General features: G+C 71.7%; 26 protein-coding genes and 1 riboswitch. Of the genes, 18 read left to right on the top strand and 8 right to left on the bottom strand.

The genetic code is table 11. The features are described 5' to 3' along the window. Positions 1–2 precede the first annotated feature (2 nt). Genes R9Z33_RS20800 through asnB form a run of 5 tightly spaced genes read left to right on the top strand, consistent with a single transcriptional unit; the run spans position 3 to position 5,404 of the window. Positions 3–917, top strand: coding sequence for a glycosyltransferase family 9 protein (locus R9Z33_RS20800; protein WP_318648485.1), 915 nt, complete (start codon positions 3–5; stop codon positions 915–917). Further along, on the top strand, positions 914–1,678 hold the full coding sequence (locus tag R9Z33_RS20795) for a glycosyltransferase family 2 protein (RefSeq protein WP_318648484.1): 765 nt from the start codon (positions 914–916) through the stop codon (positions 1,676–1,678). The genes R9Z33_RS20800 and R9Z33_RS20795 overlap by 4 nt, the downstream gene beginning before the upstream one ends. Then, positions 1,675–2,649: a glycosyltransferase gene (locus R9Z33_RS20790; RefSeq protein WP_318648483.1), complete on the top strand. Its 975-nt coding sequence runs from the start codon at positions 1,675–1,677 to the stop codon at positions 2,647–2,649. The genes R9Z33_RS20795 and R9Z33_RS20790 overlap by 4 nt, the downstream gene beginning before the upstream one ends. Next, positions 2,646–3,641: a glycosyltransferase gene (locus R9Z33_RS20785; RefSeq protein ID WP_318648482.1), complete on the top strand. Its 996-nt coding sequence runs from the start codon at positions 2,646–2,648 to the stop codon at positions 3,639–3,641. Before R9Z33_RS20790 ends, R9Z33_RS20785 begins: the two co-directional genes overlap by 4 nt. Before the next feature lie 11 nt (positions 3,642–3,652). Beyond that, positions 3,653–5,404 carry an asparagine synthase (glutamine-hydrolyzing) gene (gene asnB / locus R9Z33_RS20780; protein ID WP_318648481.1) on the top strand — a complete coding sequence of 584 codons (1,752 nt, stop codon included), beginning with the start codon at positions 3,653–3,655 and terminating at the stop codon, positions 5,402–5,404. A gap of 7 nt (positions 5,405–5,411) precedes the next feature. Here the strand turns inward: asnB and R9Z33_RS20775 are convergent, their stop codons facing one another. Both R9Z33_RS20775 and R9Z33_RS20770 read right to left on the bottom strand, forming a co-directional pair. Beyond that, a complete protein-coding gene (locus tag R9Z33_RS20775) occupies positions 5,412–6,221 on the bottom strand; it encodes an ABC transporter permease (RefSeq protein WP_318648480.1) in 810 nt (269 codons plus the stop codon). Further along, entirely contained in the window at positions 6,218–6,994 is a 777-nt protein-coding gene (locus tag R9Z33_RS20770; protein WP_318648479.1) for an ABC transporter ATP-binding protein, read from the bottom strand. Before R9Z33_RS20770 ends, R9Z33_RS20775 begins: the two co-directional genes overlap by 4 nt. 138 nt (positions 6,995–7,132) lie before the next feature. Here R9Z33_RS20770 and R9Z33_RS20765 point away from each other — a divergent pair, with 138 nt between their 5' ends. Continuing rightward, the gene (locus R9Z33_RS20765) at positions 7,133–8,089 is read left to right on the top strand and encodes a Bug family tripartite tricarboxylate transporter substrate binding protein (protein ID WP_318648478.1); all 957 of its coding nucleotides are present in this window, start codon (positions 7,133–7,135) and stop codon (positions 8,087–8,089) included. Positions 8,090–8,100: 11 nt separating this feature from the next. Here R9Z33_RS20765 and metE read toward each other — a convergent pair whose 3' ends face one another. From metE to R9Z33_RS24800, 3 genes are all read right to left on the bottom strand, one after another. Continuing rightward, positions 8,101–10,404, bottom strand: coding sequence for a 5-methyltetrahydropteroyltriglutamate--homocysteine S-methyltransferase (gene metE, locus R9Z33_RS20760; RefSeq protein ID WP_318648477.1), 2,304 nt, complete (start codon positions 10,402–10,404; stop codon positions 8,101–8,103). Positions 10,405–10,512: 108 nt separating this feature from the next. Then, positions 10,513–10,725: a DUF1289 domain-containing protein gene (locus tag R9Z33_RS20755; protein ID WP_318648476.1), complete on the bottom strand. Its 213-nt coding sequence runs from the start codon at positions 10,723–10,725 to the stop codon at positions 10,513–10,515. A gap of 137 nt (positions 10,726–10,862) precedes the next feature. Continuing rightward, a riboswitch (cobalamin riboswitch) is annotated at positions 10,863–11,094 on the bottom strand. Continuing rightward, on the bottom strand, positions 11,057–11,356 hold the full coding sequence (locus R9Z33_RS24800; protein WP_404830620.1) for a DUF1289 domain-containing protein: 300 nt from the start codon (positions 11,354–11,356) through the stop codon (positions 11,057–11,059). It overlaps the preceding riboswitch by 38 nt. Positions 11,357–11,462: 106 nt before the next feature. Between R9Z33_RS24800 and R9Z33_RS20750 the strand changes: the two genes are divergently transcribed. Further along, a complete protein-coding gene (locus R9Z33_RS20750; RefSeq protein ID WP_318648475.1) occupies positions 11,463–12,779 on the top strand; it encodes a dihydroorotase in 1,317 nt (438 codons plus the stop codon). Between the two features lie 5 nt (positions 12,780–12,784). On the opposite strand, the gene R9Z33_RS20745 is transcribed toward R9Z33_RS20750, so the two are convergent. Then, positions 12,785–13,390 carry a hypothetical protein gene (locus R9Z33_RS20745; protein WP_318648474.1) on the bottom strand — a complete coding sequence of 202 codons (606 nt, stop codon included), beginning with the start codon at positions 13,388–13,390 and terminating at the stop codon, positions 12,785–12,787. 97 nt (positions 13,391–13,487) lie between these two features. On the opposite strand from R9Z33_RS20745, the gene R9Z33_RS20740 reads away from it, so the two are divergent. Continuing rightward, positions 13,488–14,237 (top strand): glutamine amidotransferase-related protein, encoded by a 750-nt coding sequence (locus R9Z33_RS20740; protein ID WP_318648473.1) that lies wholly within the window; start codon positions 13,488–13,490, stop codon positions 14,235–14,237. On the opposite strand, the gene R9Z33_RS20735 is transcribed toward R9Z33_RS20740, so the two are convergent. After that, positions 14,234–14,656, bottom strand: coding sequence for a hypothetical protein (locus R9Z33_RS20735; RefSeq protein ID WP_318648472.1), 423 nt, complete (start codon positions 14,654–14,656; stop codon positions 14,234–14,236). The genes R9Z33_RS20740 and R9Z33_RS20735 overlap by 4 nt on opposite strands. Before the next feature lie 157 nt (positions 14,657–14,813). On the opposite strand from R9Z33_RS20735, the gene R9Z33_RS20730 reads away from it, so the two are divergent. From R9Z33_RS20730 to der, 3 genes are read left to right on the top strand one after another with little or no spacing between them, the layout of a single operon-like run. Next, positions 14,814–15,464 (top strand): tetratricopeptide repeat protein, encoded by a 651-nt coding sequence (locus R9Z33_RS20730; RefSeq protein ID WP_318648471.1) that lies wholly within the window; start codon positions 14,814–14,816, stop codon positions 15,462–15,464. Then, a complete protein-coding gene (locus R9Z33_RS20725; RefSeq protein ID WP_318648470.1) occupies positions 15,465–16,853 on the top strand; it encodes an outer membrane protein assembly factor BamB family protein in 1,389 nt (462 codons plus the stop codon). Between the two features lie 15 nt (positions 16,854–16,868). Next, the gene (der, locus tag R9Z33_RS20720) at positions 16,869–18,266 is read left to right on the top strand and encodes a ribosome biogenesis GTPase Der (protein ID WP_318648469.1); all 1,398 of its coding nucleotides are present in this window, start codon (positions 16,869–16,871) and stop codon (positions 18,264–18,266) included. Positions 18,267–18,272: 6 nt separating this feature from the next. Here the strand turns inward: der and R9Z33_RS20715 are convergent, their stop codons facing one another. Then, on the bottom strand, positions 18,273–18,860 hold the full coding sequence (locus R9Z33_RS20715; protein WP_318648468.1) for a transposase: 588 nt from the start codon (positions 18,858–18,860) through the stop codon (positions 18,273–18,275). A 144-nt stretch (positions 18,861–19,004) separates the two neighbouring features. On the opposite strand from R9Z33_RS20715, the gene R9Z33_RS20710 reads away from it, so the two are divergent. The 7 genes from R9Z33_RS20710 to R9Z33_RS20680 all read left to right on the top strand — a co-directional run bounded on the left by R9Z33_RS20710 (position 19,005) and on the right by R9Z33_RS20680 (position 25,387). Next, positions 19,005–19,814 carry an isocitrate lyase/PEP mutase family protein gene (locus R9Z33_RS20710; RefSeq protein ID WP_318648467.1) on the top strand — a complete coding sequence of 270 codons (810 nt, stop codon included), beginning with the start codon at positions 19,005–19,007 and terminating at the stop codon, positions 19,812–19,814. A gap of 589 nt (positions 19,815–20,403) precedes the next feature. Continuing rightward, positions 20,404–21,084: a 3-oxoacid CoA-transferase subunit A gene (locus tag R9Z33_RS20705; RefSeq protein ID WP_318648466.1), complete on the top strand. Its 681-nt coding sequence runs from the start codon at positions 20,404–20,406 to the stop codon at positions 21,082–21,084. Positions 21,085–21,107: 23 nt separating this feature from the next. After that, positions 21,108–21,752 (top strand): 3-oxoacid CoA-transferase subunit B, encoded by a 645-nt coding sequence (locus tag R9Z33_RS20700; RefSeq protein ID WP_318648465.1) that lies wholly within the window; start codon positions 21,108–21,110, stop codon positions 21,750–21,752. After that, positions 21,749–22,837, top strand: a complete 1,089-nt coding sequence (locus R9Z33_RS20695; protein ID WP_318648464.1) for an acyl-CoA dehydrogenase family protein — start codon at positions 21,749–21,751, stop codon at positions 22,835–22,837. The genes R9Z33_RS20700 and R9Z33_RS20695 overlap by 4 nt, the downstream gene beginning before the upstream one ends. Beyond that, a complete protein-coding gene (locus R9Z33_RS20690) occupies positions 22,834–23,610 on the top strand; it encodes an enoyl-CoA hydratase/isomerase family protein (protein ID WP_318648463.1) in 777 nt (258 codons plus the stop codon). Before R9Z33_RS20695 ends, R9Z33_RS20690 begins: the two co-directional genes overlap by 4 nt. Positions 23,611–23,612: 2 nt before the next feature. Then, positions 23,613–24,782 (top strand): acyl-CoA dehydrogenase family protein, encoded by a 1,170-nt coding sequence (locus R9Z33_RS20685; protein WP_318648462.1) that lies wholly within the window; start codon positions 23,613–23,615, stop codon positions 24,780–24,782. Then, on the top strand, positions 24,779–25,387 hold the full coding sequence (locus R9Z33_RS20680; RefSeq protein WP_318648461.1) for a DsbA family protein: 609 nt from the start codon (positions 24,779–24,781) through the stop codon (positions 25,385–25,387). The genes R9Z33_RS20685 and R9Z33_RS20680 overlap by 4 nt, the downstream gene beginning before the upstream one ends. Positions 25,388–25,414 lie beyond the last annotated feature (27 nt).

Below are 25,414 nucleotides of genomic sequence, written 5' to 3'. Positions count from 1 at the left end.
CCGTGCGCATCCTCTTCATCACCTCCACCCGCATCGGCGACGCCGTGCTCTCGACCGGCCTGCTCGACCATCTGCTGCGCGAGAACCCGGGCGCCCGCTTCACCATCGTCTGCGGCACGGTGGCCGAGGGCGTCTTCGCCCATCTGCCGGGGCTGGAGCGCATCATTCCCGTCACCAAGCGCCGCTGGTCCCTGCATTGGCTGGAGCTGTGGCGCCAGGTGGCCTTCCGCCGCTGGGACCTGGTGGTGGACCTCCGCGGCTCGGCCATCGCCTGGCTGCTGCTGGCGCGGAAGCGCGCGGTGATGAAGGGCGGGCGCCGCTCGGGCCATCGCCTCCTGCACATCGCCGAGGCGCTGGGCGTGACCCCCGCGCCGCGCCCCGTCGCCTGGTTCAGCCCGGCCGAGGCCGCCCGGGCCGCGGCACTGCTGCCCGGCGGGCCTTGGCTGATCCTGGGCCCCACCGCCAATTGGCGGGTGAAGATGTGGCCGGCCGAGCGCTTTATCGCGCTGGCGCAGAAGCTGGCCGCGCCCGATGGCCTGCTGCCTGGTGCGCGCCTCGCCATCCTGGGCGGGCCGGGCGAGGCGGAGCGCCAAATGGCCGCGCCGGTGCTGGCCGCCCTGCCCGAGGCGCTGGACCTGGTGGGCCGGCTCTCCCTGCCCGAGGCGGCCGCCGTGCTGGCCCGTGGCGCGCTCTTCATCGGCAATGATTCCGGGCTGATGCATCTCTCGGCCGCGACGGGCGCGCCCACGCTCGGCCTCTTCGGGCCGACGCCGGCCAGCGAATACGCCCCGGTCGGCGCCCGCGCCCAGGCCGTGCTGGCCAAGGGACCGCCCGCAAACACACCCATGCAGCGCCTCGCCGTGGACCAGGTGGTGGAGGCGGCCGCGCGCGTGCTGGCGCTGCCGGTGCCGGCATGAGGCTCTCCGCCCTCGTCGTCGCGCGCAATGAGGAGGCGCGGCTGCCCGCCTGCCTCGCCACGCTCGGCTTCGCCGATGAGATCGTCGTCGTGTTGGATCGCAGCACGGATGCGAGTGCCGAGATCGCCCGCGCCGCCGGCGCCGTGCTGCTGGAAGGCGGCTGGGCGCTGGAGGGCGAGCGCCGCAACGCCGGCATCGCCGCCTGCACGGGCGACTGGATCCTGGAGGTGGACGCCGATGAGCGCGTGCCGCCCGAACTGGGGGCGGAGATTCGCGCGCTCATCGCGCGCAGCAGCGCCGCCTTCCACCGCGTGCGCATCGACAATTACGTGGGCGAGCGGCTGATTCTCCATGGCTGGGGCGGCAGCTTCGGCACCACGCTGAAGCCCATCCTCTTCCGCCGCGGCGCCAAGCATTGGCGCTCGCAGCGCGTGCATCCCGGCCTCGATTGGACCGGCGCCGAAGGCGAGCGGCTGACCGCGCATGGCATCCGCCACGAGGTGGACCGCGACATCTCCGACATGCTGCGCCGGCTCGACCGCTACAGCAGCGCCAAGGCGGCGGACCTGCTGGACCAGGGCGATATCGGCACGCTCGCCAACAATGTTCGCCGCTTCATCTCGCGCACGTTCAAGTGCCTCATCGGGCGCAAGGGCTACAAGGAGGGCGGCTGGGGCCTGCTCATCGCGCTCTGCGCCGGGCTGTTTCCCCTGCTCTCCTACCTCAAGGCGAAGCTCGAGCCGGAGCGGCACCGCCCGTGAAGATCGTGCTGGCCAATGAGGGGCCGCGCATCGAGGCGGGTGCGATCGGCCAGCGGCCGCTGGGCGGCGTGGAGACGGCGGTGGCGCTGCTCGCGCAGTCCTTCGAGCGGCGCGGCCATGCGCTGACCCTGCATTTCGAGGGCGAGCGCACCCCGCTGCCGGAGCGCCCCGACCTCGTCATCGCGACGCGCGTGCCGCGGCTGTTCCGCGAATTGCCGCGCGGGCGGCGTGTGCTCTGGCTGCACAACCCGGCGCGCTACCTCAACAAGCTGCGCCATGCCTGGCCGCTGTTGATGGCGCGGCCGGCGCTCGTCACGCTCGGGCCGCATCACGCGGCGACGCTGCCGCGCTGGCTGCCGGGGCCGCGCGTGCAGATCCCGCTGGCGGTCGCGCCGCCCTTCGATGCGCCGCAGGCCGAACGCGCGCCGCCGCCGCCGGTTGCGATCTTCACCTCCAACCCGTTGCGCGGGCTGGATGAGCTGGCGCGCATCTGGCCGCGCATCGGCCTGGGCGCGCTGCACGCCTATTCGGGGGCGGCGACCTATGGCGGCGATGCGCGGCTGGCGGCGCGCGCGGCCCCCATCCTGGCGCGGGTGGGGGCGGTGCCGGGCATCTCCCTGTTCGACCCGCTACCGCGGCCCGAGCTGCTGGCGCGCCTGACCGAAGCCCGCTGCATGCTCTACCTGGGCGATCCTGGCGAGACCTTCTGCCTCGCGGTGGCCGAAGCGCAGGCGGCGGGCGTCCCCTGCGTGGTGATGGACCGCGGTGCGGTGGCAGAGCGCATCGAGGATGGGCTGACCGGCATCGTCGCGCGCAACGAGGCCGAGTTCGTGGAGGGCGCGCAGGCGCTGCTGCATGACGATGCCCTCTGGCTGCGCATGCATCGCGCGGCGCTGGCGCGCGGCCCCGGCCCCAACTGGACCGATGTGGCGCAGGCCTTCGAGGCTTTGGCCGGAGGGGCCCTCGCATGATCCGCCTCGCCAACATCATGGCCGGCGCGCCGCAGGGCGGCGCCGAGGCCTTCTACGAGCGCCTGACGCTGGCCCTGCACCGCGCGGGCGAGGAGGTGCTGCCGGTGATCCGCCGCGATCCTGGCCGCGCCGCGCGCCTCGCCGATGCGCGGCCGGTGGAGCTGCGCTTCGGCGGCGCGCTCGACATCCTGACCCCCATGCGCCTCAACCGCATCCTCGGCGACTGGCGGCCGCGTGTCGCCATGGCCTGGATGAACCGCGCGGCCGGCATGACGCCGCGCGGCGACTGGACGCTGGTGGGGCGGCTGGGCGGCTACTACGACCTCAAATACTACCGCCATTGCGATCACCTGGTGGGCAACACGCGCGACCTCCGGCGCTGGATCATCGCCCAGGGCTGGCCCGAGGCGCGCGTCCATTTCCTGCCCAACTTCGCCACCGACTTCGCGGGCGTGGCGCCCGCTTCGGGCGTGCAGCTTCTCGCCATGGGCCGGCTGCATGCGAACAAGGGCTTCGACACGCTGATCCGCGCTCTCGCCCTTGTGCCCGGCGCCCATCTCAGCATCGCGGGCGAGGGGCCGGAGCGCGCGGCGCTGGAGCGGCTCGCGCAGGAATGTGGCGTGGCTGAGCGCGTGGCGCTGCTGGGCTGGCGCGAGGATACGGGCGCCTTGCTGGCGGGCTGTGACCTCTTCCTCTGCCCCTCGCGCCACGAGCCGCTCGGCAATGTGGTGCTGGAGGCATGGTCCGCCGCGCGCCCCGTCATCGCCGCCGCCGCCCAGGGCCCGTCGGAGCTGATCACGGATGGCGAGACCGGGCTGCTGGTGCCGGTGGATGCGCCGGAGGCCCTCGCCGGGGCCATCCGCGCCCTGCTGGCCGAGCCGGGGCGCGCCGCCGCCCTGGCCGCCGCCGGCCGCGCCGCCTTCGAGCGCGACTTCGCCGAGGCGACAGTCCTCGCGCAATGGCGCGATTTCCTGCACAAGGTGCAGCGATGAGGATTCGATAGATGTGCGGCCTCGCGGGCCTCGCGCTGCGCCCCGGCGCCCAGGCGCCCGAGGGCGCGCTGGATGCCATGCTGGCGGCCCTCGCCCATCGCGGCCCGGACGGCTCGGGCCAGCATGTGGCGGGCGCGGTGGCCCTCGCGCACACGCGGCTCTCCATCATCGACCTGGTCACGGGCGACCAGCCGCTTTTCGCGGGCGGCGCCGCGCTGGTCGCGAATGGCGAGATCTACAATTACCGGGAACTGCGCGAGCGGAACCAGTTGCTCTGCACCACGCAATCCGATTGCGAGCCGCCGCTGCATCTCTACCGGCGCGATGGCCTGGCCTTCGTGGACCAGCTGCGGGGCATGTATGCCATCGCCCTGCATGACCGGCCCTCGCGGCGGCTCGTGCTGGCGCGCGACCCCTTCGGCATCAAGCCGCTCTACATCGCCGAGACCGAGGCGGGCATCGCCTTTGCCTCCGAGCCGCAGGCGCTGATCGCCGGCGGCTTCGCCGAGCCGCGCATCCGGCCCGAGGCGCGCGACGAATTGCTCCAGCTGCAATTCACCACGGGCGCGGAGACCATCTTCCAGGGCATCCGTCGCCTGCTGCCCGGCGAGAGCCTGACCATCGCCGATGGCAAGATCGTCGAGCGGCACCGCCGCATGGCGCTCCCCGAGGGCCCGCCCGAATCCATCAGCGAGGAGGTGGCGCTGGCCCGCCTGGACGTCGCGCTGGAGGAGAGCGTCACGCTGCACCAGCGCAGCGACGTGCCCTATGGCCTCTTCCTCTCGGGTGGCACGGACAGCGCCGCGATCCTGGCGATGATGGCGCGGCTCAACGAGAAGCCGGTGATGGCCTTCACCGCGGGCTTCGACGTGAAGGGGGCCGCCGATGAGCGCGCCGCCGCCCGCCGCGCGGCCGAGGCCGCGGGTGCCCGCCACATCGAGGTGATGGTGGATGAGGCGATGGTCTGGCGGCATTTGCCCGAGATCGTCGCCTGCATGGATGACCCGGCGGCGGATTACGCCATCATCCCCACCTGGTTCCTGGCGCGCCGTGCGCGGCAGGAGGTGAAGGTCGTGCTCTCGGGCGAGGGCGGCGACGAGATCTTCGGCGGCTATGGCCGCTACCGCTCCGCCATGCGGCCCTGGTGGCGCTGGGGCCGCGCCATGCGCGCGCGCGGCACCTTCGACCGACTGGATGTGCTCCGCGCCGAGCCGCGCTTCTGGCGGGACGGCATTGCCGCCGCCGAGAGCGACGCCGCGCGCGGCGGCCGCACCCGGCTGCAGGCGGCGCAGGCGCTGGACGTGGCCGACTGGCTGCCCAATGACCTGCTGACCAAGCTCGATCGCTGCCTGATGGCGCATGGCGTGGAGGGCCGCACGCCCTTCCTCGATTCCGGCGTGGCCGACGCCGCCTTCCGTCTGCCGGATGCGCTGAAGGTGCGCGACAACCAGGGCAAATACCTGCTGCGCGCCTGGCTCGCGAAGCACTTCCCGGCCAGCGAGCCCTTTCGCCCCAAGCAGGGCTTCACCGTGCCGGTCGGCGCCTGGATCGAGCGCCGGGCGGATGCGCTGGGCCCGCTGGTCGCGCGGCAGCCGGGCATCGCGGAACTCTGCAAGCCTGGGCGCGTCGAGCAGGTGTTCCGCCACGCGGGCGAGAAGAAGGCGGGGGCGGCCGCCTGGCATCTGCTGTTCTACGCGCTTTGGCACCGCCGGCACATCGAAGGCGCCGCGGCGGAAGGCGACGTCTTCGACTACCTCGCCTGACGCCGCATCACTCGCCGATGTTGAGAAGCGCGCCGCGCACCCGCGCCGCCTGCAATTGCCGCATGAAGAGCCAGCCCATCGCCGCGAGCCAGAGCGCGTTCAGCCCATAGGCGGCCAACAGGTGCCCCCAGGCGATGCGGCCTTCCATCAGCGCGGCGCGCATCCCCTCGAAGACATGCGCGGCCGGCAGCGCCAGCGCCACGGGTTGCAGCCAGCCGGGCAGTGTGCTGACCGGATAGAACACCGCTGCGAAGGGCGCGATGCCGAAGAGCACCGACCAGGCGAGGCTCTCGGCGCCCGCGCCATAGCGCAGGATGAGCGAGGTGCAGCCCAGCGCCACCGCCCAACCCATCAGGATCAGCGCCGCGAAGAACAGCACCATGGCCGGGCCCATGTTGAAGACGTTGAAGGCATAGAGCAGCCAGGCGAGGATGATCGCCGGCACCACGCCCACCAGCGTGCGCAGCACCGACATCGCCATCAGCCCCGCCACCAACTCGCCGGGCCTGAGCGGCGAGACGAAGATGTGGCCGAGGTTGCGGGACCAGATCTCCTCCAGGAAGGAGATGGAGAAGCCCATCTGGCTCCGCAAAGCCGCCTCCCACAGCAGCACGCCGCCCAGCAGCACGCCGGCCGCGGCACTGGCCACGTTGTTCTGGAGGCCCGCGAGGTAGGTCGTCATGAAGCCCCAGACGATCATCTGCAGGATCGGCCAGTACATCAGCTCGATCAGCCGCGGCGGCGAGCGGCGGTAGAGGGCCAGGTGGCGATAGACCAGGCCCCAGACGCGGCGCAGCGCGCCAAGATCGGCGGTCATGCGGCGTCTCCATCACGCGTGCCCCGCGTGTCATCATCGACGCGCGTCCCCCGCGCGATGTCGAGGAACACCTGCTCCAGATCCTCGCGGCCGTAGCGGGCGACCAGGTCTGCGGGCGCGCCCTCATCCACCACGCGCCCCTGCTTGAGCATGAGCACATGGCCGCAGAGCCGCTCCACCTCCGCCATGTTGTGGCTGGCGAGGAGGATGGCGCAGCCCGTGGCCGCGCGGTAGCGCTCGATGCTGCTGCGCACCCAATCGCCCGTATCGGGGTCGAGGCTCGCGGTGGGTTCGTCCAGCAGCAGCAGTTCGGGCGTGTTGATCAGCGCCTTGGCCAGCGCCACGCGCGTCTTCTGCCCAGCCGAGAGCTCACCCGCCGGCCGGTCGATGAAATCCGTGAGCTGCAATTCCTCGGCCAGCTGCGCGATGCGGCGCTTGAGGCCCGGCACATTGTAGAGATGGCCATAGACGGTCAGGTTCTCGCGCACCGAGATGCGATGCGGCAGCGCGATATAGGGCGAGGAGAAATTCATTCGCGCCAGCGCCGCGAAGCGATCGGTCGCCATGTCATGCCCCAGCGCGATGATGCGGCCGGAGGTCGGCACCAGCAGCCCCAGCAGCATGGCGATGGTGGTGGTCTTGCCCGCGCCATTGCCGCCGAGCAGCCCCATCGTCGCCCCGCGCGCGAGCGTGAAGTCGAGCCCGTCCACCGCCGGGGGACGGTCAGGCGCATAGGTTTTCAGGAGCTTCTCGACAATCAGGGCTTGGGTCACCTCCCGCATATGCGGCCCTGCGCGCCGGGCGTCATCCCCTGTCGGCATGGATTTCATTGACAGCGCGCCCCGCCGCCGGGGAGGCTTCCCGCGCGGACCATCGCCCCAGGCAGGGCGGCGGCCAGGGAGAGACACGCCATGCATCGCCGCAGCCTCCTCGCGGGCGCCAGCCTTGCCATTCCCGCGCTCCATGCCCAGGCCCAGGGCGCCTGGCCCAGCCGTGAGATCCAGCTCGTCACCGGCTTCGGTCCGGGCGGCGGCACGGATGTGGTGGCGCGCTCCATCGCGGCGCATATGGAACGCACGCTCGGCGTCAGCGTCATCGTGCGCAATACGCCGGGCGCGGGCGGCACGCTCGGCCCCGCGCGCATCGCGGCCTCGCGGCCCGATGGCTATACCTTCGGCCTCGTCGGCCTCTCCGCGCTGGTGGTGGCGCCGCTGACGATGGAAGTGCCCTACCGGCCCTTCGAGAGCTTCGACATCCTGGGCACCACCTCCGAATTGCGGATCGGCTTCCCGGTCGGCCCCTCCATGCCGAATGTCCGCAGCATCGCGGATTTCGTGGCCGAGGCACGGCGCCGGCCGGTCACCTTCGCCAGCACCAATCCGGGCTCGGCCGTCGCGATGTTTGAGTTCCAGCGCCTCGCGCGGTTCGAGATGAACTACATCCAGTTCGGCAGCATCACCGATGCGGCGGCGCAGGTGGCCGGCGGCCATATCGACACCTACACCGGCACGCCGGAGATGATCGGCCTGGTGCGTGCCGGCAATCTCCGCATGCTGGCGAGTGCGAGCGTGGATCGCTGGCCCGAATTCCCCGATGTGCCGACGCTGATCGAGCAGGGCTTCGAGACGGCGACGCGCCAGCCCATCATCTGGGCCGGCCCGGTGGGCATGCCGCCTGCGATCCGCGAGCGGCTGGCCGGCGCACTGCTCGCCGCCGCGCGCGACCCCGAGGTGCAGGCGCGGCAGAACGGGGCCAGCATCGCGACCCGCGTGCTGGATGGCGCGGCGACCTCCGCGCTCATCCAGCAGGTGCGACCCGGCGTGGAGGCGGCGATCCGCGGCTCGGGCGTCGCCCGCCGCGCCGGGTAGGGCGCGCGGCGTCAGCCGCGCAGCGTGCGCGCGGCTTCCACCATGCGTTGCAGGGCCGGGCGCACCTCTTCCCATCTGCGGGTCTTCAGCCCGCAATCGGGATTGACCCAGATCCGCTCCGCCGGGACCCGCTGCGCCGCGATCCGCAGCAGGCGTTCCATCTCCGCCGCCTCGGGCACGCGCGGCGCGTGGATGTCATAGACGCCCGGCCCGATCTCGTTCGGATAGGCGAAGTCCACGAAGGCGGCGAGCAGCTCCATCCGGCTGCGCGCCGTCTCGATCGAGATCACGTCGGCATCCATCTGGGCGATGCGGTCCATGATGTCGTTGAACTCGGAGTAGCACATGTGGGTGTGGATCTGCGTCTCCGGCCGCACGCCGCTGGCCGAGATGCGGAAGCAATGCACCGCATCGGTCAGGTAGGCGTCCCATTCGTCGCGCCTGAGCGGCAGGCCCTCGCGGAAGGCAGGCTCGTCGATCTGCACGATGGGGATGCCCGCCGCCTCCAGGTCGGTCACCTCGTCGCGGATCGCGTAGGCGAGCTGCCGCCGTACCGCCGCGCGCGGAATATCGTCGCGCACGAAGGACCATTGCAGCATGGTCACCGGGCCGGTGAGCATGCCCTTCATCGGCCGTTCTGTCAGCGCCTGCGCGCGGCGCGCCCATTCCACCGTCATCGGCCCGGGGCGCGAGACATCGCCGAAGATCACCGGCGGCTTCACGCAGCGCGAGCCATAGCTCTGCACCCAGCCACTCTTCGTCACCGCGAAGCCGGTGAGGAAGTCGGCGAAGTGCTCGACCATGTCGTTGCGCTCGAACTCGCCATGCACCAGCACATCGAGGCCGATCTCCTCCTGCCAGCGGATCGCCTCCGCCATGCGTTCGGTGAGGAAGGCGTGATAGGCCGCTTCCGTCACCTCGCCGCGCTTGCGGGCGGCGCGGGCGGCGCGGATCTCGGCGGTCTGCGGGAAGCTGCCGATGGTGGTGGTGGGGAAGCCCGGCAGCCTGAGCCGCGTCTGCTGCGCCATGCGCCGCTCGGCGAAGGGCACGCGCGCCGCATCCTCGGCGCGGCCGGCGGCGAGGCGCTCGGCCACGGCCGGATCATGCAGCCGGGGTGAGCGGCGCCGCGCCTCCTGCCGGGCATCGCTCGCCGCCAGTTCGGCCGCGATGGCGCCCCGCCCGGCGGTGAGGCCGCGCGCGAGGATCGCCACCTCCTCCAGCTTCTGCCGGGCGAAGGCCATCCAGCCGCGCAGCTCAGGATCGAGCCCGGTCTCGCCCGCCAGATCCACCGGGCTGTGCAGCAACGAGCAGGAGGGCGCCACCTGCAACAGCTCGAAGCGCCGTGCGGCCGCCGCCGCCCGCACCTGCTGGAAGGCGCGGGAGAGATCGGTCGCCCAGACATTGCGGCCATCCACCACGCCGAGCGAGAGCATCATGCGCGGCGGCGCTTGGCGCAGGGCCAGGTCGAGCATGCGCGGCGCGCGCACCAGGTCGAGATGCAGCCCCGCCACCGGCAGGCCGAGCGCCGTCTCCAGATTTTCGCGCAGATCGCCGAAATAGGCGGCGAGCATGAGCGAGAGTCGTGGCGCCGCGCCGGCCAGCACCAGATAGGCGGCGCGGAGCGCGGTGCGCGCGGCGGGCTGCAGGTCGAGCGAGAGGCAGGGCTCATCCATCTGCACCTCGCGTGCGCCGGCGGCGGCCAGCCGGCGCAGCGTCTCGGCATACAGCGGAAGCAGGCCGGGCAGCAGCGCCAGCGGATCCCCCGCGCCACCGGCCATCTTGCCGAGGAGCAGGAAGGAGACGGGGCCGAGCAGCACGGGCCGCGTCGGATAGCCCAGCGCCTTGGCCTCCTCGAAGGCGTCCACGGCGGGGAAGCCCGTCGCGATGAAGGCCTGGTCCGGGCGGAAGACGGGGACCAGGTAGTGGTAGTTCGTGTCGAACCACTTGGTCATCTCCAGCGCGGGCGCGCCCGGGGCGATGCCGGCCGCGCGCTCGCCGGCCGTGCCGCGCGCGCCGCGCGCCAGGGCGAAGCGCGTGGCGAGCGAGACGGGCTCGCCCGGCCGCCAGCCATAGCCCTCCGGAATCACGCCGAAGGCGCAGGCGTGGTCGAGCACGTGGTCATAGAGGGCGAAGTCGTTGCTGGGCGGCACGGCGATGCCGACGGCCCGCTGCAGGGCCCAGTGGCGCGCGCGCAGCTCGGCGGCGGTGGCGAGCAGCGCGGCCTCATCGGCCTGGCCTGACCAATGGGCCTCCAGCGCGGTCTTGAGTTCGCGCCGCAGACCCATGCGCGGGAAACCGAGATTATAGGCGGTCATGTGATGTCATCCCTGAGACGAAGTCCGGGCGCGGTTCGGCCTTCGCCACCCGCCCCGTTCAGGGACGGAGGGCGTGACGCCGGATCGTGCCCCCGCATGGGGGCCGGTTCAGCGCGCCGGTGTTGGCGGAAGGTGGCGAAGCGCCAGCCGGTCCCGCGCCGCATCGCAGATCGCCCGGCGTTCCGCGGCCGAGGCGCGCATCCAGCGGGTGATCTCGTCGCGGCTGCGGCCGCAGCCGAGGCAGATATCCGCCGCATCCAGCGCGCAGATCTGCACGCAGGGCGAGGCGGGCGCCTCGGCCTGGCCGGGGAGGGCCGGCATGGCGGTCAGCCCGGCCAGCGGCCGGAGCAAGTCAACCGCGTTGGGCCGGGTCTCGGGATGGGTGAGGCGAAGGCAAGTCGGGCGCGGCGAAGGCGCATGGTCGTGTCTCCTGACCGGCGGCACCCCGCGCCGGGATTGGGTGGGTCAATGCGCTGGCAGGTCTCCTGGCTCACGGGTCACGGCCGGCCCTGCCGCCTTCCCAGGGAGTGATCCCCAGTGGCGCGCCCCGGTGGGGGCGAAGCAGGGTCAGCTCACCGCTGACAGTTGCGGGGGCAGCCGCCGACTTGGCCTGGCCTCCCTGGCGGGGAGGGGGCCGCACGGCGTTCCCTTTTCACCGGCTCGCGCCGGACCAACACGATATCAACATATCCTTATGTGAGGCCGAGTCAAGCGCAACATCACGCTCTGCCGCCCGCGCCGCCAGCCGCGCGGCGCAGAGTTCCAGGATCCCCTGCTTCTCCCGCGCCCCGGCCGCCGGCCAGCGGGCGATCTCCGCCCCCGTGCGGCCGCAGCCGGCGCAGACATGCGCCTCCAGGCGGCAGAGCTGACGGCAGGGGGAGGGTGGGGCATCGCGCACGGGGCAACTCCTGGGGAACCACCCGGCGGCTGCGGCCTTCTGGCCGCTTGCCATGATCCTTTCCCAACCCGGTGCCCCGCGTCCAGCACCCGTCTTGCGCGCCCGTCTTGCACATGTGGCCGGACGCGTCAGATTGGCGCCTCCTTCGACGGAGACTTCCATGCCCCATTACGATCTCATCCTGCGCGGCGGCCAGGCCGTCCTTCCCTGGGGCATCGAGCCGCTCGACATCGGCGTGCGCGATGGCCGCATCGCCGCCATGGGCAGCCTGCGCGGCGCCGAGGCGACGCAGGAGGTGGATTGCCGCCACCTGCATGTGCTCCCCGGCCTGATCGACGCGCATGTGCATCTGCGCGAGCCGGGCGACGCCGCGGTCGAGACCATCGCGACCGGCACGAAGGCCGCGGTGCTGGGCGGCCTCGCCGCCGTCTTCGACATGCCCAACACCGCGCCCTCCATCACCGACAGCGCGCAGCTCGCCTGGAAGCGCAAGTATGTGGGCGAGGTCGCCTATTGCGACGTCGGCCTCTATGTCGGCGCGTCGAAGAAGAACATCGCCGATCTCGCGGCGCTGGAAGCCGAGGAGAATGTCTGCGCGGTGAAGGTCTTCGCCGGCTCCTCCACGGGCGATCTGCTGATCGAGGATGATGCGAGCCTGGAAGCGGTCATGCGCTCCGGCCGCCGCCGCATCTGCTACCACTCGGAGGATGAGTACCGGCTGCAGGCGCGCAAGCCCAACTACACCTCCGGCATGCCGCACCGGAAGCACATGGAGTGGCGCGACGTGGAATGCGCCATGCTGGGCACCAAGCGCCTCATGGCCATTGCGCGCAAGACCGGCCGCCCCGCGCATATCCTGCATGTGAGCACCGCCGAGGAGCTCGCCTACCTCGCCGACTACAAGGACATCTGCTCGGTCGAGGTGCTGATGAACCACCTGACCCAGACGGACGAGGCCTATGACCGGCTGGGCGGCTATGCCGTGATGAACCCGCCCATCCGCGACCAGCGCCACCTCGAGGCCGCGTGGGCGGCGGTGCGCAACGGCACGGTGGATGTGGTGGGCAGCGACCACGCGCCGCATTCGCGCGCGGCCAAGGAACGCCCCTGGCCTGACACGGCGGCGGGGCTGACCGGCATCCAGACCATCGTGCCGGTGATGCTCGACCATGTCAGCGCCGGGCGCCTCAGCCTGATGCGGCTTGTGGACCTGATGTGCGCCGGCCCTGCGCGGATCTATGGCGCGGTGAACAAGGGGCGGCTTGCCGTGGGCTATGACGCCGACTTCACGCTGGTGGACATGGCGAAGTCGCGCGAGATCACCAATGACTGGATCGCCAGCCCCTGCGGCTGGACGCCCTTTGACGGCTATCGCTGCCAGGGATGGCCGGTGGGCACCATCATCCGCGGGCATATCGCGATGCGCGAGGATGAGGTGCAGGGCGGCCCGATTGGCCGCCCCGTCAACTTCCGCTAGGCGCTTCAGCGGGTCGGTGCGGTTCCGCCCGGCGTCGCGCCGGAAGGCGCGCCGGGGATGACCGCGCCGGAAGGCGCGCCGGGGATGGCCGCGCCGGAAGGCGCGCCGGGGATGACCGCGCCGGAAGGCGCGCCGGGGATGACCGCGCCGGAAGGCGCGCCGGGGATGACCGCGCCGGAAGGCGCGCCGGGGATGACCGCGCCGGAAGGCGCGCCCGGCGCCGCTGCGCCGGGTGTCTTCGCGCCCGAGGGCGCGCCCGGTGCCGCGCCCATGCCGGGCGCCTGCCCCGCGACGGAGCCGGGCGGCATGGCGGTCCCCGGACGCCCCGCGCCCATCCCCATGGCATCCCGCGCGCGATCGCCGGGCGCGAGGCCGCTCTGCGCCGGCGCGCCCGGCATCCGGGCCTCGCCCTGCGGCGGCATGCCGGGGGAGGGCGCGATGGGCACCGTGCCCGACGCGGCCCCCGCCGGGCCGCTGCGCGGCGGGACCGTCCCCTGCACCGTGCCGGACGGCGTATTGGTGCCCGGCGCGGGCGTGGTTGGGGCGGGCTGCGCCTGCGCCAGTCCGAACGAGGCGAAAAGGCCGGCGACGGCGAGATGGGAAAGCTTCATGGCGTCCTCCTTCTGGTTCACGTGAAGATGCGAACCGCCCAGACCCGCCCGGGTTGCCGCGATGGACAGGCCCCCGCTCCGCTGGTTTCTTGCGGGCATGCGAATCGGCATCCTGCAATGCGGGGAAATCCCCGAGGGCCTGATCCCCGCCCATGGCGGGATGGCCGACATGATGCGCCGCCTCCTGCCGCCAGGCCGCGACGCGACCGTGCATGACGTGACCAGGGCCCTGCCGGAGAGCCCGACTGATTGTGACGCCTGGCTGATCTCCGGTTCCGCCGCGGGCGTCTATGACGACCTGCCCTGGATCGCGCCGCTCAAGCACTTCCTCGTTTCCGCGCGCGGAAAGGCGAAGCTGGTGGGCATCTGCTTCGGTCACCAGGTGATGGCGGAGGCCTTCGGCGGGCGCGTGGTGAAGTCGGAGAAGGGCTGGGGCATTGGCCTGCACCGCTACGAGGTCACCGCCGCTGCGGCGTGGATGCACAGGGCGGGCCCGCCCGGGATTCAGGGGGCGGGCCCGCCCGGGATTCAGGGGGCGGGCCCGCCCGGGATGTCGGATGCCGCGCCGGTCCGCATCGCCGCCTCCCACCAGGACCAGGTGGTGCAGGCGCCGCCGGGCGCGCGCACCTGCCTCGCCAGCGGCTTCACGCCCTTCGCCGGCCTCGACTATGGCGACGCCATCTCCTTCCAGTGCCACCCCGAATTCGCGCCCGAATTCTCCATCGCCCTGCTGGAGGGCCGGCGCGAGCTGCATGGCGCGGCGGGCGAGGCCGCCCTCGAATCGCTCCGCACCCCCGATGACGCGCCGCGCATGCGCGCCTGGATCGCGCGGTTCCTCGAGGCTTAGGGCGCGGCCATCGGCTCGATGCTCGGCAGCAGGTCGCGCGGGATGCCGGGCCACCAGGCCGTCCGGTTCGCCTCCTGCGCGGGCGTGAGATAGACCGGCCCGTCCACCACGCCGCGCTGCATCGGGATGCTGGGCGGCGGTGTCACCCAGCAATCCACGCGGCCCAGGCTCGGCGTGCAATAGGGCGGCGGGCCGGGCGGCGGCTGCACCGGCGCGCAGTAGGAGAGGCCGCGATCCAGCCGCACGATCGAACAGTCCCGCCCGCTCAGCCCCGAGACCAGGATGTCCGGCACGCCGCGCCCGGTCAGCGTGATCGAGGCGACGCTCGCCGCGCCCGCGATGGCGAGGCCCGCGGTGTCGCAACCGCCCAGCGGAAGCGGGGCGGCCAGCAGAGCCAGGAGGGGCAGGGCGGCGCGCATCGCGGCCAGCATGGCGGCCCCGGGTTAACGCCCGGCGAATGCCGGGGCCGGGGGGCCAGCCGCATGATTTCACCCGGCGGCGATCATGCTCTATACCGCAGGGCCCAGGATGCTGGGGGCCCAGGGCCTGGGATTCCGAACCAGAAGGCGCGTGACCTTGCCGGACTTGATTGATGAAGTGGATGAGGAGCTTCGCGCCGAACGGGCGAAGAAGCTTGCCCAGCGCTATGGCGGGTTCGCTTTCGGCGCGCTCCTGCTGGCCATCGCCGGCGTGGGCGGCTGGGAAGGCTGGCGCTGGTATGAACGGCGCGAGGCCGCGCAGGCCGGCCAGGCCTTCCTCACCGCGGCTCGCGACGCGGCGGCCGAAGGCGCCGACCTGCGCGCCTCCGCCGAGCGATTCGCCGGCCTCGCCCAGGGCGCGCCCGCCGGCTACCGCACCCTCGCCCGCCTGCGCGCCGCCGCCCTGCTGGCCGAGACCGGCCAGCTCGACGCCGCCCTCGCCGCCTGGGAGGCGATCTCGCGCGACAATGAGGTGGACCCGCTCTACCGCGACCTCGCCACCGTGCTCTGGGGCCTGCATGCGCTGGACCAGGGCGATGCCGCGGTGATCGAGGCGCGGATGGGTCCGCTCGCCGTCCCTGGCGCCCCCTGGCGCGCCTCCGCGCAGGAGGTGCTGGCGCTGGCCGCGCTGAAGCGCGGCAACACCGAACAGGCCCGCCGCGCGCTGCAGGCGGTGCTGGCCGATGCGACCACGCCGCAGGGCCTGCGCGAGCGCGCAAGCCGCCTGCTGCAAGGATTGGGAAGCTAGATGCAAGACCGCACCCCCGCCCGGAACCAGGGCCTGAGCCGTGGCCAGATCGGCCGTCGCGCCGCCCTCCTCGGCAGCGCCACGCTGCTCGCCGGCTGCGACACGGCGCGCGACTGGGTGGATGCCGCCCTCGGCCAGAGCAAGACGCCGCTGCCGGGCGAGCGCCTGCCCGTCATGGCGGTCGAGCGCGGGCTGGCCGTGGACCCCTCGGCCGCCAACCGCCCCTTCACCCTGCCGGCGCCGGTGCTCAACACCGAGTGGACGACGGCCGGCGGCAATGCCGGCCATGCCCCCGGCCACCTCTCCCTGCCGAGCCCGATCGGCCAGGTCTGGAACACCTCCATCGGCTCGGGCACCGGCTACCGCCAGCGCCTCACCGCGGCGCCCCGCGTCGTGGGCGACACGGTCTTCGCGGTGGATGCCTTCGGCTGGGTCACGGCGATCGACGTGGCGCGCGGCGGCCGCCGCTGGCAGACCGACACCCGCCCCCGGCGCGACCGCGACGGCGCGGTGGGCGGCGCCATCGCCTATGCCGAGGGCACGCTCTATTGCGCGACCGGCCTCGCCGAGATCATGGCGATCGACCCGGCCTCGGGCGAGATCCGCTGGCGCGCGGCCCTGCCCGCGCCCGCGCGCGGCGGCCTCGCCGTCGCGGGCAACCGTATCCTGGTGCCGACCATCGAGAATCAATTGCTCGGCCTGTCCGCCGAGGACGGCACGCGCGTCTGGACCTTCCGCGCGACGCCCGTGCAGGCCCTGCCGCTCGGCCTGCCGAGCCCGGCCGTCGAGGGTGACGTCGCCGTCGGCGGCTTCCCCTCGGGCGAGGTGGTCTGCTTCCGCATCGCCGATGGCCGCGTGCAATGGAGCGAGAGCCTCGGCACCTCGCGCGGCGGCGTCTCCATCGCCGACATCGGCGCCATCACCGCGCTGCCCGTGATTGATCGTGGCCGCGTCTTCGCCGTCGGCATGGGCGGGGCCTCCACCTCGCTCGACCTGCGCTCGGGCCGCCGCGTCTGGGAGCGCGAGGTGGGCGGCACGCAGACCCCCTCCGTCGCCGGCGACTGGGTCTACCTGCTGACCCGCGCGGGCTCGCTCGTCTGCATGTCGCGCGACGAGGGCCTGGTGCGCTGGATCACGCCGCTCCCCGCCTTCGCCAATGAGGCGCGCAGCCGCGATCCCATCACCTGGGGGCCGCCGCTGCTGGCGGGCGGGCGCCTGCTCATCACCGGCAGCCACGCGCAGCTCTTCGAGGTGAATGCCGAGAATGGCGACATCCTCGCCCGCTCCCGCATCCCCGATGGCAGCAGCCTGCAGCCCGTCGTGGTGAACAACAGCGTCTATCTGCTCACCGATGGCGGCAACGTCGTGGCCCTGCGCGGGGTCGGCTGATGCGCCGCTTTTCCCATGGCGAGTGAACGCGAGACGGAACGCGGCAGCCAGTATCGCCATCGCGACACCTCCACCCTGCCGGTGGTGGCCATCCTGGGCCGGCCCAATGTCGGCAAGTCCTCGCTGTTCAACCGGCTGGTCGGCCGGCGCATCGCCATCGTGGATGACACGCCCGGCGTGACGCGCGACCGCAAGGAAGCGGAGACCATGATCGCCGGCCGGAACATCCTGCTGGTGGACACGGCGGGCCTTGAGGAAGCCGCCCCCGAGACGCTGTTCGGCCGCATGCGCGCGAGTTCCGAGGCCGCCCTCGAACAGGCCGATGTCGCGGTCTTCGTGGTGGATACGAAGACCGGCATCACCGCCTCCGACCGTGCCTTCGCCAATTGGCTGCGCCGCGCGCGCCGGCCCGTCATCCTCGTCGCCAACAAGGCCGAGGGCAGGGGCGGCGCGCAGGCCGCGCTGGAGGCGTATGAGCTCGGCCTGGGCGATCCCATCGCCGTCTCGGCCGAGCACAATGAGGGCATCGCGGGGCTCATGGAGGCCATCGCCGAACACCTGCCCGAGGAAGTGCCCGAGCCGGAGGAGGGCGATGCCAAGCTGCTGCGCCTGGCCATCCTCGGCCGGCCCAATGCGGGCAAGTCCACGCTGCTGAACACGCTGCTGGGCGAGGAGCGCATGATCACCGGGCCCGAGCCTGGTCTGACGCGCGACGCCATCGCCGCCGCCTTCCAGGATGAGCTGGGGCCGATCCGCATCGTGGATACGGCGGGCATGCGCAAGCGCGCCCGCATCAACCACCGGCTGGAGGAGATGTCCGTCGCTTCCTCCATCTCGGCGCTGCGCGAGGCGGAGGTCGTGATCCTCGTCCTCGACGCGATGCTGGGGCTGGAGGAGCAGGATATCCGCATCGCCCGCCTGGCCGAGCGCGAGGGCCGCGCCGTGGTCATCGCGCTGAACAAGTGGGATGCGGTGGAAGATCGCGCGGCGGCGCGCAACCGCGTGGCGGATACGCTGGAAACCTCATTGAACCAGCTGCGCGGCATCGAGGTGGTGACCATCTCGGCCGCCACCGGCGCGGGCGTGGACAAGCTGCTGCCCGCGGTGCGCCGCACGCATGAGCGCTGGAACCGCCGCATCGGCACCGGCGCGCTGAACCGCTGGTTCGCGAACATGCTGGAGCGGCACCAGCTGCCCCTGGTGGACGGCAAGCGCCTGAAGCTGCGCTACGCCACCATGCCCAAGGCGCGCCCGCCCACCATCGTGATCTTCGGCACGCGGGCCGAGCAATTGCCGCTGGACTACCAGCGCTACCTGCTGAACGGCTTCCGTGAGGAATTCGACATGCCAGGCGTGCCCATCCGCCTGCAGTTGCGGGGCACGGAAAACCCCTACGCCGAAGAGACGGACTGAGCGGCCTCACGGCAAAGCGAGGCGGACGGAGCGCGGCATTCCGGGCCGCCCGCCGGCGATGGCGAAGACCTTGGTGAAGGCCTTGCCCTTTTCGCGCCACCAGCGGCGGAAGCGGCCGGGGTCCGGCTGTTCGAACTCGCGCCGGAAGAGCGCCACCAGGGTTTTGGACAAATCCGGATCGGCGACGAGCCAGCAGGGGCCTGGCAGGGCTTCGAGAAATCCCAGCCGTCTCGCCAGCACAATGATGCCGAGCCCGACAAGCCTCGCGGCCCGCCGCGCGCCCCGGAAGATCAGGCGGCGGAGCTGCTGGAGCGGGTGGCGCGGGCCGAGATCATGCAGCGCCTCCAGCAGATGCTCCCAGAGCCCGCCATGGGTCAGGCGCCGGAAATGGCGGGAGACGGTGCCAGGCGAACCGCAGCGTTCGGGCAATTCCCGCCAGGGGGCATCGGTGGAAAGCAGGAAGAGGATGGCGTTCATCCGCTCGCGCAGATCGGCCGTCTTGCGGCCCGCCGGTCCGGTCTGGGCCCGGACATAGGGTCGCAGGGCGTCCCACTGGCGGTCGGAGAGGGCGGTGAAGGGGACACGCTGCTTCATTTTAGGAAAATATGCCGATATTTGACGGAAAGTCAAGGAAATCGGCCCCTTGGCGCCAGCCGCATGGCCGCCCTTCGCAGATCGCCGAAGCATCGCGGGCCCCGCCGCGCCTAGGCTTGCCGCATCCACCCAGGAGACGCGCCCATGTCCGCCGCCTACGAGACCTTCCGCGACCTGCATCGCAGCATCTTCGTCATGCCCAACCCCTGGGATGGCGCCTCCACCCTGCTGCTGAAGCGCGAGGGCTTTCCTGCGCTGGCCTCCACCTCCGCCGGCCTTGCCTTCGGCCTGGCGCTGCCTGATTGCGCCGCCGCGCTGGGGCGCGACATCTCGGTGCAGCATGCGGCGATGATCGCGCGGCTTTCGGGCCTGCCGGTGAATGGCGATCTGGAGGATGGCTTCGGCCCCGCGCCCGGGGATGTGGTCGCCACCGTCGAGGCCTCCATCGCCGCCGGGCTGGCGGGCCTCGGCATCGAGGACACGACCGCCGACCCCGCCCGCCCCATCCATGATTTCGACCACGCCGTGGCGCGCATCGCCGCCGCGGCCAAGGCGGCGAAGGGCCGTATCCTGCTCACCGCGCGCACCGACAATTTCCTGCATGGCCGCCCCGACCTGGACGACACCATCCGCCGTCTCGTGGCCTTCGCCGAGGTCGGCGCCGATGTCCTCTACGCCCCCGGCCTGCCCGACATGGCGGCGATCGAGGCGGTGGTGCGCGCCGTCGCCCCCAGGCCGGTGAACGTCGTCTTCGGCCCGCGCTCCGGCCCCGTGCCGCTTTCGGTGCTGGAGGCGGCCGGGGTGAAGCGCGTCTCGCTGGGCGCGGTGCTGTACCGCCATGCCATGGGCAGCCTGGTTTCCGCCGCGCGGCGGCTGAAGGCGGGCGAGTTCGACTTCGCCGCGGGCGCGCCCACCTCAGCCGAGATCACCGCGCTGCTGCCCCGCGAGGTCTGAGCCACCCCCTTCCAGAACCGCGCCCGACACCGCAGTATCCGCCGCGAATAGCGGCGGCGCGCGGTGCGCAACCGACGAGCCGGGAATGCCCCACCTGCGGCGCGCAAGCCAAGCCGCCGGAGGCGGCGCCCGGCGCCAGCCGTCAGCCACCCCCCTTCCAGAACCGCGCCCGACACCGCAGTATCCGCCGCGAATAGCGGCGGCGCGCGGTGCACAACCGACGAGCCGGGAATGCCCCACCTGCGGCGCGCAAGCCAAGCCGCCGGAGGCGGCGCCCGGCGCCAGCCGTCAGCCACCCCCCTTCCAGAACCGCGCCTGACACCGCAGTATCCGCCGCGAATAGCGGCGGCGCGCGGTGCGCAACCGACGAGCCGGGAATGCCCCACCTGCGGCGCGCAAGCCAAGCCGCCGGAGGCGGCGCCCGGCGCCAGCCGTCAGCCACCCCCCTTCCAGAACCGCGCCTGACACCGCAGTATCCGCCGCGAATAGCGGCGGCGCGCGGTGCGCAACCGACGAGCCGGGAATGCCCCACCTGCGGCGCGCAAGCCAAGCCGCCGGAGGCGGCGCCCGGCGCTTGAGGGCAGGAAATATGATCAACAAGATCGTCAACACGCTGGCCGAGGCGCTCTCGGGCGTGAAGGATGGCAGCACCGTCCTCATCGGCGGCTTCGGCAGCGTCGGCCAGCCGGATGCGCTGATCGAGGCGCTGATCGAGCAGGGCGCCACCGACCTCACCTGCGTCGCCAACAATGCGGGCACCGGCCGCGTCGGCCTCGCGCGGCTGATGGAACTGGGCCGCGTGCGGAAGATCATCTGCTCCTTCCCGCGCAGCGCCGGCAGCGTGGTGTTCGAGGAGCTCTATCGCGAGGGCAAGATCGAGCTGGAGATCGTCCCCCAGGGCACCATGGCCGAGCGCATGCGCGCCGCCGGTGCCGGCATCCCCGCCTTCTACACCGCCACCTCGCACGGCACGCTGCTGGCCAAGGGCAAGGAGGAGCGCGAGTTCGACGGCCGCCACTACGTGATGGAACGCGCGCTCAAGGCGGATGTCGCGCTGATCGAGGCCTGGGAGGCCGATCGCTGGGGCAACCTCACCTACAATCTCTCCGGCCGGAACTTCAATCCGGTGATGGCGATGGCCGCCGACCTGACGATCGCGCAGGTGCAGCACATCGTCGAACTCGGCGCGATCGATCCGGAGCGCGTGGCGACGCCGGGCATCTTCGTGAACCGCGTGGTCCGTGTGGACCGCGGGGAACCTTGGGTTTAGGCTCGGATCAAAGGAGAAACGTCATGCAGCCCTTCAGCCGCACCGACATGGCCGCCAAGGCCGCCGCCGACATCCCCGAGGGTTGGGTCGTGAACCTCGGCATCGGCATTCCAACCCTGATCGCCGACCAGGTGCCCCTGGAGCGCGAGGTGATCTTCCAGTCCGAGAACGGCGTGCTGGGCATGGGCCCGGCGCCGGAGAAGGGGAAGGAAAACCCCTGGCTCATCAATGCCGGCAAGCAGATGGTGACGCTGCGCCCGGGTGGCAGCATCTGCCACCATGCCGACAGCTTCGCCATGATCCGCGGCGGCCATATCGACCTCTGCGTGCTGGGCGGCTTCGAAGTGGCCGAGAATGGCGACCTCGCGAACTGGGCGACCAGCGAGAACGACACCGCACCCGCCGTGGGTGGCGCGATGGATCTCGGTGCCGGTGCCAAGCGCCTCTGGGTGGTGATGGACCACACCACCAAGGATGGCCGCCCCAAGATCGTCGAGCGCTGCGGCTATCCGCTGACCTCGCTCCGTTCGGTCAGCCGCGTCTACACCAACCTCGCTGTGCTGGATGTGGTGCAGGGCCTGGGCTTCGTCGTGCGCGACATCGTGCCGGGGATGAGCCTCGAGGAACTCCAGGCGAAGAGCGGCGCCAAGCTGCACACCCGCTCGTGAGCGCCACCGCCGCCGGCGTGGCACCCTTCACGGGCGACCGCGCCGAGAGCATCGAGATGATCCGCGACAGCGCGCGCGGATTGCTCGGCAGTGACATGGCCCGCGTGCGCAAGCTGCGATTCACCGAGCCGGGCTTCGACCCCGCGCTGCTGCGCCAGATGGCGGAAGCGGGCTGGATCGGCCTTGCCGTGTCGGAAGACGCGGGCGGCACGGGCCTGGGCCAGGCCGAGATGGTGGCGCTGGCCGAGGAACTCGGCCGCGCCTCGGCGCCCGAGCCGCTGATCGGCTGCGCGCTTTCCGCCCATCTGCTGGCCGCGGCCGGTGAAGGCGAATTGCTCGGCCAGCTCCTGGCCGGCGATGCCGTGGTCCTGACCGCCTGGCAGGACCGCGCGAACACGCTCTCCCTTGCTGCCAGCGCCGATGGCGCGCGCGGCTTCGTGCTGGGGGCCGCCGGCGCCACGCACATCCTCTGGCCGGTGCAGGAGGGCGGCCGTGTGGCCCTGCATGTGCTGGCGCGTGACCAGGTGGAGATCACCACCGAGGCGACGCAGGATGGCGGCCATCTCGGCACCATCCGCCCGCTGCCCTGGTCCGGCCATGGCCCAGGCCGACACGTGGCCGACGACATCGGCGCGGCGCTCACCGAGGGGCTGGATCGCGCGGCGCTGGCCACCGCCGCGGCGCTGCTTGGCGGCATGGAGGCGGCGTTTGCCATGACGCTGGATTACCTCCGCACGCGGCAGCAATTCGGCAAGATCATCGGCACCTTCCAGTCGCTGCAGCACAAGGCGGCGGATGCGAAGATGCAGATCGCGCTCACCCGCGCCGCGGTCGAGCAGGCGGCCGCCGCGCTGGATGAGGGCGCGCCCTCGCACCTCGTCAGCCGCGCCAAGGCCCGCGCTTCCGAGGCCGCGATGCTGGTGCAGCAGGCCTGCGTGCAGCTGCATGGCGGCATCGGCTACACGGACGACTATGATGTCGGCCTGCATATGCGCCGCGCCATGGTGCTGGTGCCCGCCTTCGGCGGCGCTGCACTCCATCGCCGCCGCTTCATGGAACTCTCGCCGGAGCTGGAAGACGCATGAGCGACGCGCCGCAAATGAACATCCTGGAGGAGCGCCACGGCGCCGTCCTGGTGCTCACCATCGACTATCCCGCGCGCCGCAACGCGCTGGCTGTCCCGCTGCGCGAGAAGCTTGAGCATGCCCTCGAGCGTGCCAGCGTGGATGGCGTCACGCGCGCCATCGTGCTGACCGGCAGCGGCGGCGTCTTCTCCGCCGGCGGCGACATCTCGGGCATGAACATCGAGACCGCCTATGACGGTCGCGACCGCATGCGCCGCACGCATCGCCTGGTGCGCCTCATGGCGCGCGGCAACTTGCCCATCGTCGCCGCCGTCGAGGGCTGGGCCGTCGGTGCGGGCCTTTCCATGGCGCTGCTCTGCGACACCATCGTCGCCGCCGATGACGCGCGCTTCATGGCGGGCTTCCACAAGATCGGCCTGATGAGCGACATGGGCATGCCCGCGACGCTCCCCGCCCGCATCGGCGTCGGCCGCGCGCGCGACATGCTGCTGCACCACACCCAGTATCTCGGCCCGGACGCGCTGAAGATCGGCCTGGTGGACTACGTGGTCGCCAAGGGCGAGGCGCTCTCCGCCGCCATCGAGAAGGCCCAGGCCCTGGCCCAGGAAGCGCCGCTGCCCATCGCCTACACGAAGCAGTGGTTCGCGGACGACCTCGAACGCGCCTTGGCGCGCGAGGCCGATTTCCAGGCCGCCCTCTTCGTCACCGAGGACCACAAGGAAGGCAAGGCCGCCTTCCTTGGCAAGCGCAAGCCCAGCTTCACCGGACGCTAGACATGAACGCCATCACCGGCCGCGAGCCCGAAGACCTGAACCTGCTGCCGGACGAGGTGTTCCGGCTGCACATCCGCGCCTGGATCGAGGCCAATTATCCGGCCGAGATCCGCAACCCGGAAAAGCGCCTCCATTGGGAGGAGAACAAGGTCTGGTACTTCAAGCTGGCCGAGAAGGGCTGGCTCTGCCCTGGCTGGCCGCGGGAATATGGCGGCCTCGGCCTCGCGCCGGCGAAGCAGATCATCTTCACCGAGGAGCTGGAGCGCCACGGCTGCGCCCGCTGCAACGACCACGGCATCATCATGCTGGGGCCGCTCGTGATCCGCTACGGCACCGAGGCGCAGAAGCAGCATTTCCTGCCGAAGATCCTGAGCGGCGAGCACATCTGGTGCCAGGGCTATTCGGAGCCGAACAGCGGCTCCGACCTCGCCAGCCTGCGCACCGAGGCCGTGGACGCCGGCGACCACTACGTCGTGAACGGCCAGAAGATCTGGACCACCCTCGCGCAGGACGCGAACTGGATCTTCCTGCTGGTCCGCACCGACAAGGCGGCGAAGAAGCAGGAGGGCATCTCCTTCCTGCTGGTGGACATGAACACGCCCGGCATCACCGTGCGCCCCATCATCAACCTCGAGATGCATGACGAGTTCTGCGAGGTGTTCTTCGACAATGTGAAGGTGCCGAAGGAAAATCTCGTCGGCCAGCTCAACAAGGGCTGGGACATGGCCAAGGCGCTGCTGAGCTTCGAGCGCATCTATCTCGGCAGTCCGCGCCAATCGGCCTATGCGCTCGCGCGCCTGAAGCAGCTGGCCGAGCGGATGGGTGTCGCGGAAGAACCGCTCTTCGCCGAGCGCTATGCGCGCCACCGCTGCGACCTGGAAGACCTGAAGGCGCTCTATGGCCGCTATGTCGAGGTGCTGAAGCAGGGCCGCCCGCTCGGCGCCGATGTCAGCCAGCTCAAGGTCATCCAGTCGGAGCTGTTCCAGCGCATCACCGAGACGATGCTGGAAGTGGCGGGCGAGAATGCCGGCCTCTTCGGCCCGATGGAGGGCAACCGGAACCTCAATCCCGGCGCGCTCTACATCCAGGCACGGCCGACCAGCATCTATGGCGGCACCAACGAGATCCAGCGCAACATCATCAGCAAGAACGTGCTCGAGCTTCCCGGGTGAAGCCCACCTGGTATTTCGACCTCATCTCGCCCTTCGCCCATCTCGCTTTGCCGCGGGTCCTGGCGTTGGGCGAGGTGGAGCTGGTGCCCATCGTCTTCGGCGCGGTCCTCTCCCATTGGGGCCAGCTCGGCCCGGCCGAGATCGGCCCCAAGCGCATCCAGACCTACCGCCAGACGCAGTTCGCCGCCGACCAGGCCGGCATCCCGATGCGCTACCCGCCGCGCCACCCCTTCCGCTCGCTCGATGCGCTGCGCCTGCTCACGGCGCTGCGGGGGGAGCGCGCAGCGGTGCAGGCCGCCTTCGCCTTCGTGTGGGGCGAGGGCCGGGATCCGCATGAGGAATTCGCCGCGCTGCGCGCGCGCCTGCCCGCCGTGACCGACGAAGCGCTGGACGCGGCCAAGGCCGAGCTCCGCGCCGCCACCGAAGCGGCCATCGCGGCGGGCGTCTTCGGCGTGCCCACGCTCGCCGTGGGCGCGGAGCTGTTCTGGGGCGCCGACGCCATGCCCATGGCCGAGGCCTATCTGGCCGACCCGGCGCTGTTCACGCGCGGCGAGATGGCGCGCCTCGCCACGTTGCCCGCCGGAATCGAGCGCCGGCGCGGTTGACCTCCGCGCGCTCTGGCGAAAGAATCG

It is taken from the genome of Sediminicoccus rosea (assembly GCF_033547095.1).
Classification (GTDB): Bacteria; Pseudomonadota; Alphaproteobacteria; order Acetobacterales; family Acetobacteraceae; genus Roseococcus; species Roseococcus rosea.
This window is presented reverse-complemented; position numbering and strand designations above follow the sequence as displayed.